11 protein-coding genes are annotated in these 15,591 nt (G+C 64.8%); 6 read left to right on the top strand and 5 right to left on the bottom strand.

What is annotated here, in order from left to right:
• Positions 1–159 precede the first annotated feature (159 nt).
• From RDW26_RS08915 to RDW26_RS08905, 3 genes are read left to right on the top strand one after another with little or no spacing between them, the layout of a single operon-like run.
• On the top strand, positions 160–3,267 hold the full coding sequence (locus RDW26_RS08915; protein WP_307983325.1) for a PD-(D/E)XK nuclease family protein: 3,108 nt from the start codon (positions 160–162) through the stop codon (positions 3,265–3,267).
• Positions 3,268–3,269: 2 nt separating this feature from the next.
• On the top strand, positions 3,270–6,911 hold the full coding sequence (locus RDW26_RS08910; protein WP_307983324.1) for a UvrD-helicase domain-containing protein: 3,642 nt from the start codon (positions 3,270–3,272) through the stop codon (positions 6,909–6,911).
• A gap of 19 nt (positions 6,912–6,930) precedes the next feature.
• Positions 6,931–7,272: an arsenate reductase family protein gene (locus tag RDW26_RS08905; RefSeq protein WP_042432952.1), complete on the top strand. Its 342-nt coding sequence runs from the start codon at positions 6,931–6,933 to the stop codon at positions 7,270–7,272.
• A 125-nt stretch (positions 7,273–7,397) separates the two neighbouring features.
• Here the strand turns inward: RDW26_RS08905 and RDW26_RS08900 are convergent, their stop codons facing one another.
• From RDW26_RS08900 to RDW26_RS08890, 3 genes are all read right to left on the bottom strand, one after another.
• Positions 7,398–8,087 (bottom strand): phosphatase PAP2 family protein, encoded by a 690-nt coding sequence (locus RDW26_RS08900; RefSeq protein ID WP_307983323.1) that lies wholly within the window; start codon positions 8,085–8,087, stop codon positions 7,398–7,400.
• Positions 8,088–8,233: 146 nt separating this feature from the next.
• Positions 8,234–8,749 (bottom strand): NUDIX domain-containing protein, encoded by a 516-nt coding sequence (locus RDW26_RS08895; protein ID WP_307983322.1) that lies wholly within the window; start codon positions 8,747–8,749, stop codon positions 8,234–8,236.
• Between the two features lie 111 nt (positions 8,750–8,860).
• The gene (locus RDW26_RS08890; RefSeq protein WP_307983321.1) at positions 8,861–9,172 is read right to left on the bottom strand and encodes a heavy metal-binding domain-containing protein; all 312 of its coding nucleotides are present in this window, start codon (positions 9,170–9,172) and stop codon (positions 8,861–8,863) included.
• A gap of 250 nt (positions 9,173–9,422) precedes the next feature.
• On the opposite strand from RDW26_RS08890, the gene RDW26_RS08885 reads away from it, so the two are divergent.
• Both RDW26_RS08885 and RDW26_RS08880 read left to right on the top strand, forming a co-directional pair.
• Positions 9,423–10,244, top strand: a complete 822-nt coding sequence (locus RDW26_RS08885; RefSeq protein WP_307983320.1) for a peptidoglycan recognition family protein — start codon at positions 9,423–9,425, stop codon at positions 10,242–10,244.
• A 51-nt stretch (positions 10,245–10,295) separates the two neighbouring features.
• Entirely contained in the window at positions 10,296–11,819 is a 1,524-nt protein-coding gene (locus RDW26_RS08880) for a YARHG domain-containing protein (protein ID WP_307983319.1), read from the top strand.
• 95 nt (positions 11,820–11,914) lie between these two features.
• Here the strand turns inward: RDW26_RS08880 and RDW26_RS08875 are convergent, their stop codons facing one another.
• Together RDW26_RS08875 and RDW26_RS08870 are read right to left on the bottom strand one after the other, a co-directional pair.
• A complete protein-coding gene (locus RDW26_RS08875) occupies positions 11,915–12,553 on the bottom strand; it encodes a TatD family nuclease-associated radical SAM protein (RefSeq protein ID WP_307983318.1) in 639 nt (212 codons plus the stop codon).
• 126 nt (positions 12,554–12,679) lie between these two features.
• A complete protein-coding gene (locus RDW26_RS08870) occupies positions 12,680–13,540 on the bottom strand; it encodes a pyridoxamine kinase (protein WP_307983317.1) in 861 nt (286 codons plus the stop codon).
• Positions 13,541–14,064: 524 nt separating this feature from the next.
• On the opposite strand from RDW26_RS08870, the gene RDW26_RS08865 reads away from it, so the two are divergent.
• Positions 14,065–15,507, top strand: coding sequence for a sodium-dependent transporter (locus RDW26_RS08865; RefSeq protein WP_307983316.1), 1,443 nt, complete (start codon positions 14,065–14,067; stop codon positions 15,505–15,507).
• The last annotated feature ends 84 nt before the right edge of the window (positions 15,508–15,591 follow it).

Genomic DNA, 15,591 nt, shown 5'->3' with positions numbered 1-15,591 from the left:
CTTCCATGGGTTATACCCTAAGAGCAAACCACCCGCTATGCGGGTGGTCCTGATTGCGGGGGCGGTGCGGGTTGAGTTGCGGCGATGGGGCGGCGAAACTTCGGGTAAGTCCCATGTATGGGACCGGAGGCGCTCAGGGGGTGCGCTAGAATGTCGGGCATGGATACTTCTATTGCATATGATGTGGTGCTGCTGCCGGATACCGATCGGGCAGTGGCGTATAGGAAACGGGCCGCAGATAGCGGCTGCTCGCTTATGGGCGTGACGGTTGCCGCATTCGGCGCTTGGGTTCGCGATCTTTGGGAGCTCTACGGCGACGGCAGGACGTTCATCTCGCGTCTTGAGCGCGAGGCGTTGCTGCGCGCGGCTTGCGAGGGGCCTGCTGAAGGTGGCTGCGTTGATCCGAAAAGCGGTAAGCGCGCGCAGCTTGATGGTGCTAGCGGACGATGCGAGTTGGCGGAGGCGGGCGACGTTCGTGATGGTAGCGGACGATGCGAGTCGGCGGAAGGCCGCATTGCCGATGACGGGGTCGCATCGGCTGGTGCCGGCGAAACGGGGGCGCTCGGGCTCGATCGCGTCGCGGCAGCTTGCGTTGCCGCCGGCGCCGGCCTGCCTGCCTTCGATGCGGCGGTGCGGGATGCGCAGCGGGGCGTGCCGGCGGGCGCTGGCGCGCTTGAGGGGGTGACCTGCGCGGAAGTGCCGGTGCTGCGGATGATCGGGGGATACCTTGATCGGTTGGCGCAACTGGGGATGATCGAACCGGGGCAGGCTCTGGCTCTGCTCCCCGAGCTTCTGCCGCAGCGCCCGTTGCGCGTGCTGTTGGAAGATGCTGCTCCGCTTACCCCTGGTCAGGAGGCTTTTTTCTCCGCTTGTCCATGGATGGACGTGGAGGTTCGCGCCGCTTCGGGAAGCCAAGGCCCCGTTCGCGCGCCCGAGGGCGTGAGGGTTCGCTTCGCGTTCCCTTCGGGGCAATATGCGTGGCCGGCGCTATTGGCCGATATCGTGCGCGACACCCTTGGTGCGGGTGCGGATCGAGGGAGGGCCTCTGCTTCGGTTGGGGCTCCGGCTTCGGCTGCGGTGCCGATTGCGGCGGCAGTCCCAGCTGCCGACGATTACGTTGCTTCCGACGGTGAGGACGCTTTCGGTGGCGCCGACGGTTGCCGGGTTGGGCAGTCGACCGGAACGCAGGCCGCTGCTGTGGTGATTGCGGCGAAAGACCCCGCGGCGTTGTTCGGGCGCGTGGCGCCGGCGCTAGTTTGCCAGGGCCACGTGGTTGCCCTGCGCGGGCGGCGTCGCTTCGTGGATACCGCGTTCGGTCGGGCCATCTGCTCGCTTCGCCGTTTCCTTGATGATGGACAGGCGGGCGGCGCCTCGCATATCGAAGGGTATGGGGACATCGCTGCGACCGATGTGGAGCGTTGGGATCGTGCTGACCTGGCCGATTGGGCGTTGTCGCCGTTTTCCGGGATGACGAAGAAGGCGGCGTTCAAGCTTGATGCCGATATGCGCGCCGATCGCACGGCGCGGCGGTCCGACCTGTGTGCCCGCTTGCGCGGCGACAACCCGATGTTCGCGGCGATGGAGCGGCTTGCCTTGCAGTTGGACGACCAGGCTGCGGCGGAGCTTGAGGCTGCCGTTCGGCGCATGACGAACCGTTCGGAAGCGTGGCGCGCCGAGCAGCTTGCCGCGTTGCGCGCTCTGCAGCGCGCCGCCGGTGCCGCCAAACTGGCGGGGCTGGGGGCTGATGCGGCGTTTGGCCAGGTGCAACGTTTGAAAGTCAACGTCTCGCGCGTCGTGGCGCCGCGCGGTTGCGATGGCGCCGCCCTTGGTGCGCCCGATGTGCTGATGACCGATCAGAACACGGCGGCGTCTTTGGGCAGCGGCTCGTGTAGGGTGCTCGTGGCGGCCGATTTGACAAGCACCGCCTATCCGGCAGCCGATCCCGAGGATGCTTCCCGGGTGCTGCTCGAGCATCTTGACGTGAAGCGCGCCGATTCGGCGCTTGCCCGCATGCGCCGTGCGTTCTTCGCGTTCGAGCACGCTGCAACCGATCAGCTGATTCTCGAGCGCTGCCTCAACGATTCGTCCGCCGACCCCACGTACCCTTGCGTGGTGCTGGAGGAGTTCGTCGACTGTTATCGGGACGACCCCACGGCCACCGAGGATATCGACAACCCGTATTCGCTTCCCGAACGTCTGCAGGACGGGATGTTGCTGCGCGGCGAAGATGCCTTGTGCTCCAACGATGCGCTCTCCGATGTGCCGGCGCCTGAGGCGGCGCGCATCGAGCCGCCGCTGACGGGTGCGGTGTCGTCTGAGGTGCGCTCGCTCGTGGTGCTTCCGCGTGTGCTGCAGGGCGGGCAGGTGCTCGACGAGCCGTGCCTGTCGCCTTCGCAGATCGAAAGCTATCTGGAGTGCCCGTACAAGTGGTTCGCGCAAAGGCGCTTGCGCTTGGATGACCTGGACGAGGGGTTCGGGCCGCTTGAGATGGGCGACTTCGCGCACAACGCGCTGCACAGCTTCTATAAGCATATGTCCGAGGATTTGGGCGAGGCGAAGGTGACGCCGCAGCTGCTTCCGCAGGCGCGAAAGCTCATGGCCGACGTGCTTGCGCGTCATAAGGCGCTGCAGCCGCATCTTCGCCAGTCGGAGAACCGCTTGATCCCCACGTCGCAGGTGGAGCATCGGGAGCTTGCCGAGCTCGAGCGCAAGTTGGTGGACTACTTGGACTTCGAGGCTGAGCTTCTGCCCACCTTCGCCCCGAAGTATTTGGAATACGACGTGGCTTGCGGCGGTGCGGTGGATTATGCGGGGCATAAGCTGCTGGGCACGGCCGACCGCATCGATGTGGACGGCGAAGGACGATGCGCGATCATCGACTACAAGGGCTCGATTTCAGGGTCGTACGCGCTCGGCGTGCGCGAGGAGGGGCGCCTGGGCAAGGTGCAGGCGCTCATCTACGCGCAGGTGGTTCGCCGTACGCTGGGCTTGGAGCCGGTGGGCGCGTTGTACGTGTGCTACGGGCGGCGCAAGATGATCTCGGGCGCTTACGATGGGCGCGTGATAGAGAACGCTCATCTGCCGAACATGCGCCACAAGGACTGCATGTGCGCCGACAGGCCGTTTGCCGACGTGCTCGACGAGACGGAGGAGGCGGTGGCCGCGGCGCTCGATCGTATGTTGGCAGGCGATATCCGTCCGCGCCCCGAAACGCCCGAGGCGTGCAAATGGTGCCCGGTTTCATCGTGTTCGGAAAGGAGGGGATAGCCATGGCGTTGACCATCGGCCAGGAAAAGTGCGTCAACACGCTTGATAAGTCGTTGGCGGTGAGCGCCGGCGCCGGCAGCGGCAAGACGTTCACGCTCACCCGCCGCATCGTGCATGCGCTGGAGAGCGGGTATTTGACCGACATCGATCAGGTTTTGGCCATCACCTTCACGTCGAAGGCGGCGGGTGAGATCAAATCGCGCGTGAAGGGCGCGCTGCGCGCCGGCGGTATGACCGAGCAGGCGTTGAAAACCGACGAGGCGTGGATATCCACCATCCATGGGATGTGCTCGCGCATCCTTCGCGCGCATGCGCTTGAGCTGGGGCTTGACCCCGCGTTCAAGGTTGCCGACGAGGCCACGGTGAAGACGCTTCTGGACGCATCGCTTGAAGAGGTGCTCGGCGGCAGGGACGACTTGGTCACGGTCGCCGAAGGCGTTTCCCCGGAGCGCCTTGACGCGCTGTTCGCGTCGTTCGACGTGCATCCGGCGGGCCCTCGCACGGCGTCGGTCGAGGGGATGGTGCGGCAGCTGGTGGAGGCCGCCTCGGCGCATCCCGACGGCATGGCGTCGGTGGTGGCGCCCCCTGAGGCGCCGAGCCCGATCAAGCTGCTGGCGCAGCTGGTGGACGTCGCCGAAACCGCGTATGCCCTGGCCGACGGCGTCAAGCCCGGCTCCACGCGTGACAAGTTCCTGGTGGCAACGCAGGATGCGTTGGGGGGCGCGCGCGAGCTGATCGGGCGCGGCTCCGACGGGCTGACGTATCGGCGCGTGCTTTCGGCCATGAACGGTTTCCCCGTTCCCGGTCGCAACTTCGGCAAGAACACGCCGTATGGCGAACAAGCCGTTGAACTGGCAGAACAGTACTGCGCCATCGCCGCGCAGGCGCGTTGCGGGCTGGTGCAGGAGCATCTGGTTACGCTGATCGATGTGGCGAAGTCGGTTGCGGACGCGTTCGCGCGCCGCAAGCGCGAGGCGGGGTTGCTGGACAACAACGACTTGCTGGCCTTCGCGTCCCGCGCGTTTCGCGACCATCCCGCCATCCAGGCGGCGTACGCCGACCGCTTCAAGCTGGTGATGGTGGACGAGTTCCAGGACACCGACCAGCTGCAGGTGGACATGATCAAGCGCATGGCCGGGGAAGGCTTTTCGCGCATGTGCACCGTCGGCGACGCGCAGCAGAGCATCTACCGGTTCCGCGGCGCGGACGTGTCGGTGTACCGTCGCCATCTGGAGGATGTGCGCCTTCGCAATCCCGAGGGCATCATCGAGCTGCCCGACAACTTCCGCAGCCACGGGGACGTGTTGGCGTTGTGCGACCGCATCTTCGAGCAGCCGCAGGTGTTCGGCGCGGAGTTCATGTCGTTAGCGCCCGGGCGCGCGGAATCCAAGGTCAAGCGACCGTTTCTGTCTGATGGCCCTCGCGTGCAGGTGCAGGTGACCGTGGCCCCGTCGCGCGGGGTGTCGTCTGCGGATGCGGTTGCCGTGGCGGCGCGGCGTGTGGCGAAGTCGTTCTCCCAGTTCGCGGCGGCCGGGCACAGGCCGGGCGACATGGTGGTGCTGCTCGGCGGCATGGGCCGTGCGAACGTGTACGCCGAGGCGCTGCGGGCCGAGGGGCTGCCGTGCGTGGTGGCCGGCGGTTCCATCTTCAACCGCGCCCCCGAGGTGGCGCTCATGGTTCGCTTGGCGCAGGCCATCGCGAACCCGAAGTGGACCACGGCGCTGTTCGAGGTGCTCTCGAGCGAGCTGTTCGCCCTGTCCGCTGATGATTTGCTGGAGCTGTCCACGGGCATGGACGAGGAGCGAGGTATTCCCCGCAGACGGGCGTTCGACCAGGGCTTTCGTCATATCGAGCGCAAGGTGGCGTCGGGGCGCGCGGTCTCGCCGGCGCTTGCGGCGTGCGCAAGCCTGATGCGCCGCGCCTCCGAGCAGGTGGGAAACGCGGCGCTCGCCGACATCATGCAGGGCATCGTGGCCGATTCCGGGTGGCTTGCGCGCCTTGAGGCGGCCGGGCCCGAGGGGCTGGCGCGCGCGGGGAACGTGTACAAGGCCATCCGCATGGCGCGCGATATCGAGGCGGCAGGCGGCATGGGGCCTGCGGGCGTGGCCGAGGAGCTGGCGCTGCGCGTGGAGCTTGCCAAGGAGGCGCCGGGCGCGCTGTCCGCCGAAGGCGGCGATTTCGTGCGCATCATGACCGTCCACGCCAGCAAGGGCCTTGAGTTCCCCATCGTGGCGGTGGCCGAGCTGCGCGACGATGCGGCGCGGTCGCAGGCGTTGGAGTGCTGCTCGATCGAAGGGTGCACCTACGTGTCGCTCGACGGCGGCCATGTGCTCGAGCGCTTGAAGGAGAAGACTTCGTCGCTGGTTGCGAAGAGCGGGTCGTATCAGCCTTTTTGCGAGTTCGACGATGAAGAGCTCGCCGCTATGATCTCGCGCAGCCAGCTTCCGGCCGATAGGCGCGCCGCCATCAAGCTGCATGAGGAGCGCGGCGAGGCTGCGGAGTCGCGGCGCTTGCTCTACGTTGCGCTTACGCGCGCGAAGGAGGCGCTTGTGGTGTCTATGCGCGGCAAGTCGTCGAAGGTCGACGTCACCGGCTTGTCGAAGAGCTGCTGGGGCGACGTGCAATCGGCGCTGGCGGGCGAGTGCTGTGTGTTCGAGCCGGGCGTGAGCATGTTCGACTTCGGCGGGCAGCGCCCGGCGCGCGTGGAATGCGTGCACCTGACGCCGGCTGATGTCGAGGAGTTGCTGGGGGCGTCCGGCGCTGCGGGTGGCGAGGTTTTGCAGGTTGATGGCGGACCGGACGTCGACGAGGCTGCGGTTGGCGGTTGCCCTGCCGGCGGCAAGCCGGGCATGATCGCCCTTCCCGTGGTGAGGCCGTACGAGCCCGAGCGGGGCAAGCCCTATGAGGGTGCGCGGGCGGGGATGTTCAGCTATTCCTCCATCGCCGAGGATGGCGACGGGTTGGCCGACTTCTCCGTGGAGGATGCGGTCGATGATGCCGCCAGCGCTTCCTTGGGTGCGCGCGACGCCGATGCTGCCACGAGCTTGGGAACGGCGTTTCATCGCTTGGCGCAGCTGGCGGCCTTGGCTTGGCAACCGGGTTGTGCCCTTGAGCGCCCGGATGCTGCGCGTCAGCGGGCGCTGGAGCGTTCGTGCGGGCTTTCCGCCGAGCAGCGTGATCGTTTGGATGCTGCGCTTGAGCGGTGGTTCGCCAGCGACATAGCGTCGCGCATGGGCGCATGCGAAAGCGTGATCCCCGAGGCGCCGTTCCTTGTCCGTGTGGGCGGCCCTTGCGATGCGGCCTACCTTGAGGGCGAGATCGACCTTTTGGGGTGCGTTGCCCCTGCCGGCACGCGCGAGCAGCCGGCAGGCAGCGCGTTGGTGGTGGACTACAAGACCGGCGGTTCGCCTGCCGAAACCGCCGAGCAGCTGCACGAGAAGCATCTGCTACAGGCCACATGCTATGCGTATGCGGTGCTGTTGGAAGGATATGCGCAGGTGGAGTGCGTGTTCGTGCGCGTCGAGCAGGACCGCTCCGTTGCGCCAGGGCAGCCGCAGACGGTGTCGTATCGTTTTGATGCGGCCGATGCCGACGAGATGGGCCGCGCCCTTGCGCGGGCGTATCATGGGCACGGTCAGCTGTAGGATTTGAAGGGACGTTTGCGTGAACATCCAGATTTTCGGCACGAAGAAAAGCTTCGATACGAAGAAGGCCCAGCGCTATTTCAAGGAGCGCCGCATCAGCTTCCAGTTCATCGACCTGAAGGAAAAGGGCATGAGCAAAGGCGAGCTGCAGTCGGTGGCCAACGCCGTCGGCGGGCTTGACAAGCTGATCAACCCCGATGCCAAGGATGCCGATACGGTGGCGCTGCTGCAATACCTGGCGGCGGATCAGAAGTTCGAGAAGGTGCTCGACAACCAGCAGGTGCTGTGCGAGCCGGTGGTCCGCAACGGCAAGAAGGCCACGGTCGGCTATCAGCCTGACGTGTGGAAGGGTTGGGAGTAGGTTCTCGACGCCCGTGCATGCTGGAGCCGGGGATTCATCGATCGTTGGTATGCAAAAGGGGCTTGGTCGCCATCGTCGGCAACCAAGCCCCTTCGCTATGTGCATGGGTTTGTTCTGGTTTGCGGTTAGCGTCGTGCGTGCTTTCCGCGTGAGGCCTTGCCGTAGTCGGCGAACGCTATCGCGTGGTATATGGCCACCAGGGCTGCGCCGAGCAGGATGCCGCCAAGGATGTCGGTGGTCCAGTGAACGCCCGCCATGGCGCGCGCGGCGACGATGCCCACCATGCCAACGGCGCAGATGACAAGGGCCGCGGTGCGCAAACCCTCTTGGCGGATGCGTTGCACGGCCTGGATCATGGCCGTGCCGCACATGGTGACGGCCAGCAACGTGTGCGACGAGGGGAACGACGGCTCGCAAGTGCCGTCCTCCAGGATGGGGCGGTTGTTGGGCGAGATGCAGTTGAACAGGACGTACAGCACCAGCATGGCGCCGTAGATCCCCAACAGCAGCCAAAGGTCGCGGTCGACTCCGCTTCGGCTGCGGGAACGGATCAGCTGCTTGCAGCCGACTATGGCGATCATGAGCGCGCCGACGGCCGGCACGATGAGCAGCGCGTTGGACAGCTTCTCCATGAGGTCGTTTTGCCCGAGAATGGCGCGGGCATCAAGGTTGAAGGTGGCAAGGCCCACCAAGCTGCCATCGCCTGCGATAGGCTGGCGGTCTACGAACACGAGCGAAACCGTGAGCGCGGCGAACAGCGCAAGGAGTACGCCGGCGGCGATCGCGGAGGCGTGCGCGGTAGTGCGGTTGTGCATGAAAACTCCCATCTGGCCTTCGAATATAAAGAGAAGGTAAAGAGATGGTAAAGCCGAACGCATCCGGCATGGGGTCAACCGCTCGATTTCGAGGAATTCTGCAGAAAGCGAAATGGACGGGGCGAAGCTCTGGGCGGCGCGCCCGGCTAGACGAGGTTGCTGGTGAACAGGCAGGCGGGGTTGCCTTGGGCGGCGTTTTGCTTGAAGCGTTGCACCAGCTCAAAACGCGATTGGGTGGATGTCGCCAACGGTTGGGGAAGGGCGTCCGGGGCAAACCAGCCCACTTCCAGGCTCTCGTCATCGGCGACGCGGGGCTGCGCGTTGCCGTCTATGCGCGGTCGGCAGAAGAACAGCAGGTCCATGTATTGGCATTGGTCGCCGTTGGCGTAGGTGACCATATACGGGGACGACTTCACGCTGACCAGGCATACGGGCTCGATGTCGACGCCTGTTTCCTCGAGGGCTTCCCGCACGCAGGTGTCTGCCGGTTCCTCAGCGGGTTCCACGATGCCGTAGACGAGCGCCCACTGCCCGGTGTCGGCGCGCTTGCCCAGCAGGATGCGGCCTTGAGCGTCCTCCACGTAGGCGGTGATGCCGGTGAGCCATAGCGGGTCGTTGCCGATCTTCGCGCGCAGGTTGGTGATAAATTCGGGCGTTGACATGGTGATATTCCTTCCAGATGCCGACTGCCCGCCGGTTGGGCGGGCAGTCGGGATGAAGCGGGGTTGGCGGAGTGCCGTGAACGGACCCCGATATGGCGCTGCGGACAGCGGCTACACGAACTTCACGGCGGTGCCGTATGCCAGCATCTCGATGGTGCCGGGGTTGATGGAGCCGCTGGAGAAGCGCATGGCCACGATGGCGTCGGCGCCGATGCGCTCGGCTTCGGCGATCATGCGGTTTTCCGCCACGGTGCGGGCTTGGTCGGTCATCTCGGTGTACGACTTGATCTCGCCGCCCACCAGCTCCTTCATGCCTGCCATCATGTCGCGGCCGATATGGCGTGAGGTGACGATGTTGCCGCGTACCAATCCGAGGACTTGGACGTTTTGGCCGGGTACCACATCTGCGGAGGTGACGATCATGGGAGGCTCCTTTGCATTTGGGGCGGATGCGGCGCCGCACGTGTCGCGCCGCGTTGCTTGCCGTATTGTACCGCAGCCCTGTGGTCGCGCTGTGGCCCTGCGTTCCCATCGGCCGGCCAGGTTGCGCCTTCGGCTTTCGCGGCATTTGCCGCCCCTGTGCTCATTCGGCCAGATAGGGGCCTTGTCGGGGCATTGCGGCGAGCGTATCTTGGTTGCGAATGAGAAGTTGCGGCACGGCAAGGAGGGGCCTATGGCAAGGAGAAGCGTCACCGCGTGCAAGATATACGTTGCGGCGCTGGCGTGCGCGCTGGTTGCCGTCGCTGTATGCGGTTGCGCATCGGGCGGCGATAACGCGCAGGCGCCTGGTGCACAGGAGCAGGAGCAGTTCGAGAACGTGGCCGATGTGCCGCGCGACGGTTCTGCCGATCAGGGGCCGGCGCAGCCTTCCGAAGGGGACGCTGCGCAGCAGAAGCAAACGCAAAGCGCCGATGAGCTGCGTGCGAAGCTTTCCGTCGTCGATTTGTCCCAAGAACAGTTCGCGCATGGGCAAAAGCCTGCCGAATGTCAGAAGTACATCGTGCTTCATGACACCGAGGGCGACAACGATGCCGCATCGGTGGTGAGCTACTGGGCGGGCAACGGCAACCTGGTGGCGGCTCACTTCATCGTGAACAAGGATGGGTCCGTGGCGCAATGCGCGCCGCTCGACGCCATCGTGCACCACGCGGGATACGGTGATACGGGGCATAACGCGCAGTTCGGCGTGGAGGACGAATCGCGCGACGACAAGCTGGGCACCGTTCCCATCGGCTCGGCCATGGCGGATTACGGCATGAACTCGTACTCGGTGGGCATCGAGATGGTGCACGTGGGCGGTTCCGGCGATTATCCGCAGGCTCAGCTTCAGGCGCTCGATGACCTGATCGCCTATATCGACGCCTATTACGGGTTCGGAAGCGCTATCATCGACCATAAGGCCTGGCGAACAGGGAATTCGGATACGTCCGAGGAATTCGCCGGCTATTTGAGGAACTATCAGGAAGCACGCACGCACGACGGTACGGCGCGCTAGCTTTCGGCGACAACGCCAAGCGGCGCTTAACTGGAAGGAAAGGGATCTGACATGTTCTGCCCCCATTGCGGAGCCTCGGTCGAAGACGGTGACACGTTCTGCTCATCGTGCGGCAAGGCTCTAAGCTCGGCGTCCGGCGGCAACGCGTCCGCTTCGGGCGGTGCTGCAACCGGCAAAGCTTCTTCGAAGAAATCCATCGGCGACATCCCGACCATTTGGGTGGTCGTGGCCATCGTCGCCATAGCCGCGGCGCTGTATTTCCTGTGGCCTGGCGGCGACGATGCCTCGGATGCCGATTCGGGCACCGCTCAGACGCCAACGACGACGGTGCAGCAGCCTGCGGCATCAAGCCAGCCTGCAACCACGTCCTCGGAGCCGAAAAGCCCGCTGACGCTGTTCGTGTCGCAGGTGGACAATTCCGCGTATCCGCAGGTCACCCTATATACGAAGATTGCCGATCAGGCGGGTTCCACGCCGAGCAGCCTTGACGCGTCCCAGTTCACCGTCACTGAAACCGATTCGTCCGGTTCGCAGTATGCGGCAACGGTGGAGCAGGTGGTCCCGCTTGCCGTGGGCGACGCCATGAACATCAACCTGGTGGTCGATCAGAGCGGTTCCATGAGGTCGCGCAGCAAGATGGACAGCGCCAAGAAGGCGGCAAGCTCGTTCGTCGACGAGATGGTGAAAACCCAGGGCAACGTGGCTGAGATCACCTCGTTCAACGATTATGTGTACAATCGCCAGCCGTTCACTTCGAGCGCGGCGCTCCTCAACAGCGCCATCGACGCGGTTTCGCCCACCGGCGAGACGGCGCTTTACGATGCGCTGTACTGGGCGCTGCAGCGCACGAACCTGAAGTCGGGCTCGCGCGTGGTCATCGCGTTCACCGACGGCGAGGAGAACAACAGCCACTACAGCCTGAACGACGTCATCACGCTGTCCCAGCAAACGGGCATCCCCGTCTACATCGTGGGCGTGGGCGGCGATGTGAACCGCAGCTCGCTGCAGTCGTTGGCGTCAAGCTGCAACGGCACGTACTACGATGCGGCGTCGGACGACTTGGCGCAGGCGCTTCGCCAGATCTACCAGTCCATCTACGACGATCAGCGCTCCATGTGCCGCGTGGTGTTCACCTCCACGTGCCCCGGCAGCACGTCCGCCACGCGTACCGTGCTGCTGAGCTGCGCGGATTCGGGCCCGTTCGCAGGGCAGATCTCGCATACGTACGTGCCCGTGACCAGCATCTCCTCCTATGACACCAGCGTGAGCTCGCAGGATTACGTGCTGCCCGGCAGCGCTTCGAAGTACTACTCGCGCTCCGAGTTGGAGAAGATGTCGCTGTGGGAGCTCTACCTTGCGCGCAACGAGATATTCGCGCGCCACGGCCGTGGCTTCAAGAACCAGGACCTGACCGATTACTTCGCCACGAAGCGTTGGTACACGCAAACGTACACGCCCGAGGAGTTCGATGCCATCTCCTCCTCGCAGCTCAACGACTACGAGTTGAAGAACGTACAGACCATGTACGAGATCGAGCAGAGCCGCAATTCCCCGTATCTGGAGACGGCGAAATAGGCTGGCGCGAAATCGCCTGAAACGAAGAAGGCCCGCGGTTCGCGCCGCGGGCCTTCTTGCTGTTGGTTGGGTTGTTGCCTGGAGCGTGCCGGGTCCTACGAGTTCACCCAGGCGCGGATGCGGTAGCGCACGCCCAGCTCGTCGCAGATGCGTTGGCAGGCGGCCTCGTCCTCGTGGCTGATGGTTGTTTCCACGGTGGTCATCACGACGTTGGGCACGTATTTGCGCACTTCGCGGGCGAAGTCGAGCATACCCGGGAACGCCGCGTCGCCGAAGCGGCTGCGCACGATGGCGGCGTACTCGTCGGCGTTGGGGGTGTTCAGGCTGATGGAGACCGTGTCCACGATGCCCTCGAACTCCGGCGCGATATCGCGGCCGCAGATCAGGCTGCCCTGGCCGTTGGTGTTCACGCGCACGGGCAGGTTGTAGCGGCGCTTTACCTCGGCGGCCACGCGCTTGAGCATGTCGAAGGCGCAGGTGGGCTCGCCGTATCCGCAGAAGACCACCTCTTCGTAGCGGCTCATATCCTGCTCGTCGAACGCTGCCATGACCTCCTCGAAGGAGGGCTCATGGTCGAGCCATAGGTTGTTCTCGCCGCCTTCGCCGTCCTGGCCCACGCCGTCGGCGGTTTGGCGGATGCAGAAGGTGCAGGCGCAGCTGCAGCGGTTCGTCAGGTTGACGTAGAGCCCGTTGTGCACGGGATAGACGATGGTCTCGGCTTTCGTTTTCGCCATGATGAGCTTCTTTCGCTAGGGGTGGGGGCGAAGATCGTGGTTCGCCTTCCCGCTTCTGTTTAGGGTACGCCTTATGGTGCGCTTGCTGCAAGGTGCGGGTTTGCGAGCGGGGCGCGATGCGCGATGCTAGCGCAGGTTGCGCAGCTCCTCCTCGATGGGCAGGCCGTCGGTGCGCGGCAGGTCCATATCGATGGCGCACTCGACGCAGGTGCACACGAAGTGCGAAGCCTTCTCCACCGATTTCTCCAGCGGCACGCCGTTGACCGCGTCGGCGATGAGGATGGCGGAGAACACGTCGCCGGTGCCGGAGCGCTGCCCGCCTAAGCGCGCGGTTTGGATGGTGAAGGGCGCGCGGTCCCGCTCGTAGCATACGTTCGCCACGCGGTCTTGGAACTCCACGCCCGTGACCACCACGCGCGCGGGGCCGGTTTGCGATAGCTGCTGGGCGATCTTGGCAGCATCTTCGCAGGTCATGTCCTTGCTGAAGGGCACGCCTGCCAGGATGCACGCTTCGGTGAGGTTCGGGGTGATGATGTCGGCCTTCGCCGTGAGTTCGGCCATGCGCTCGCACATCTCCGGTGTGTAGGTGCCATAAGGGTGGCCCTCGTCGCCCATGACGGGGTCGACCATCACGATGCAGTCGGGGCCGCCGAACTCGTCGATGAACTCGCTGACCACCGCGATCTGCTCCGCCGAGCCCAGGAAGCCCGTGCAGATGCCGCGGAACTTCAGGCCGAGCTTGCGCCACTCGCGGATGTGCTCGCGCATGTAGGGCGTGAAATCCTGGAAGCTGTAGCTGGGGAAGCCCGTGTGGTTGGACAGCACCGAGGTGGGGAGCACGCAGCATTGCACGCCAAGCTGGGAGATGACGGGAAGCTGCACCGCCACCGAGCATCGGCCGAAGCCGGTGAAGTCGTTGATGAGCGCGATCTTCTTCTGATTGTTGTGATTGGGCAAGGTGGTATCGGTGGGTTCGGTGGTGCTCACGGGGGGCGTCTTTCCTTGGGATGTTTCCTTACGCGCACATTATAAGGGAGTCGCGGGCGGGCCCGCGGCTTGCGACGCAGAATGCCAGCGGATTCCGTTTTCGCCGGCGCAAAGTTCTGGGCGGTTTGGAAGGCGGCATCGGCGGGAACGCGCTCAGCCCCTGTTCGGTGCCGGCGTGAACGCACCTCCGTCCCCTGTTCAGGTATGATTGTCCTTTTCCGTCCCCCTGCCTGCTCGGCGCAAAGTTCTGGGCGGTTTTCGGGCTTTTACGCAGCAATCGGGTTGGGCAAACCGCCCATGGTGAACAGGGGACGGAGGTGCGTTCATGCGCCGATGCTGCTCGCAGAGCTGAGACGAAAACGGGGCGCACTTCTGCGAAATCGTCCGGAAGAGGGTTGGCGGTGGGGCGTGGCGATAGTGGTACTATATGACGTTGCGCCTGCGCACGCGGGTGCGTCGTTTCAGCTTGTTATGGGGCGGTTGCCCAAGGTGGCCGTCCTTTTGCGTTGGGAAAGGGAATGGATATGGCGGAAAACAAACCCCAGGCGCCTGCGTCGGCGTCGGGTACGGAGGCGCCGGCTTCGCGCGAGCATTTCGCGTCGCGGCTGGGATTTATCCTGATCAGCGCCGGATGCGCGATCGGGTTGGGCAACGTGTGGCGCTTCCCCTACATCACCGGCGAGTACGGTGGAGCGGCGTTCGTGCTGCTGTACCTGGTGTTTTTGGTGGTCTTGGGCATGCCCGTCATGGTCATGGAGTTCGCCGTGGGGCGCGCATCGCAGCGCTCGGCCGCGCAGGCCTTCGACAAGCTGCAGCCGAACGGGAAGTGGCATTGGTTCTCATGGTGGGGCTATATCGGCTGCATGATCTTGATGATGTTCTACACCACCGTGTGCGGATGGATGATCTCGTACGTGCCGCAGATGGCGTCGGGCATGTTCAACGGCGCTGATGCGGCGTTCGCGGGCGCGGCGTTCAGCGGTATGCTGGAGAATCCCGCGTGGTTGATCGGATGGATGGTCGTGGCCGTGGTGATCGGCTTTCTGGTGTGCAGCTTGGGCCTGCAAAAGGGCGTCGAGCGCGTCACGAAGGTCATGATGGCAACGCTGTTCGTGGTGATGATCGCGCTGTGCATCCGCGCCGTCACGCTGCCCGGTGCGGCGGAGGGCATCGCGTTTTACCTGGTGCCCGACTTCGGGCGCCTGTTCGCCGACGGGTGGTCGACGTTCGGCGATGCGGTGTACGCGGCCATGGGCCAGGCGTTCTTCAGCCTGTCGCTCGGCATCGCGGCCATGGAGATCTTCGGCTCGCGCATCGGGCGGCAGCGCAGCCTTACCGGCGAGGCCGTGTCCGTCACCGCGCTGAATACCGTGGTGGCCATCCTGGCGGGTCTCATCATCTTCCCGGCGTGCTTCGCCTATGGTGTTTCCCCTGATCAGGGGCCGTCGCTGGTGTTCGTGACGCTGCCGGTGGTGTTCGGGCAGATGCCGCTGGGCAACGTGTGGGGCTGCCTGTTCTTCGTGTTCATGGCGTTCGCGTCGCTGTCCACCGTCATCGCCGTGTTCGAGAACCTGATCAGCTGGTCCATGGACAAGTGGGGAATGATGCGCAGCCGCGCCGTCATCTTCAACGCCGTGCTGGTGCTGGTGCTGTCCCTTCCGTGCGCGCTGGGCTTCAACGTGCTGTCGGGTGTCACCATCCCGGCCATCGGCGACATCCAGTCCATCGAGGACTTCATCGTGTCGAACAACATGCTGCCGCTGGGCAGCCTGGCGTTCGTGCTGTTCTGCACCACGCGTCGCGGCTGGGGATGGGAGAGCTTCCTGGCAGAGGCCGATCAGGGCGAGGGCGTGAAGTTCCCGCGCTGGACGCGCCTGTGGTTGAAGTACGGCATTCCGGCGCTGATCGTGGTGATCTTCGTGCTGGGGTATGCGCCGAAGATGGCCATCTGGCTGGGGCTTGCCTAGGGTTGCGCTTGTTCGGGTTGACTGCAAGAATCGGTTGATTATGACGAAGGGGCTCGACGCGTTGGATCGCGGCGAGGCCCTTTT

The organism is uncultured Senegalimassilia sp., assembly GCF_902464545.1.
In the GTDB taxonomy this organism is placed as follows: Bacteria; Actinomycetota; Coriobacteriia; order Coriobacteriales; family Eggerthellaceae; genus Senegalimassilia.
This window is presented reverse-complemented; position numbering and strand designations above follow the sequence as displayed.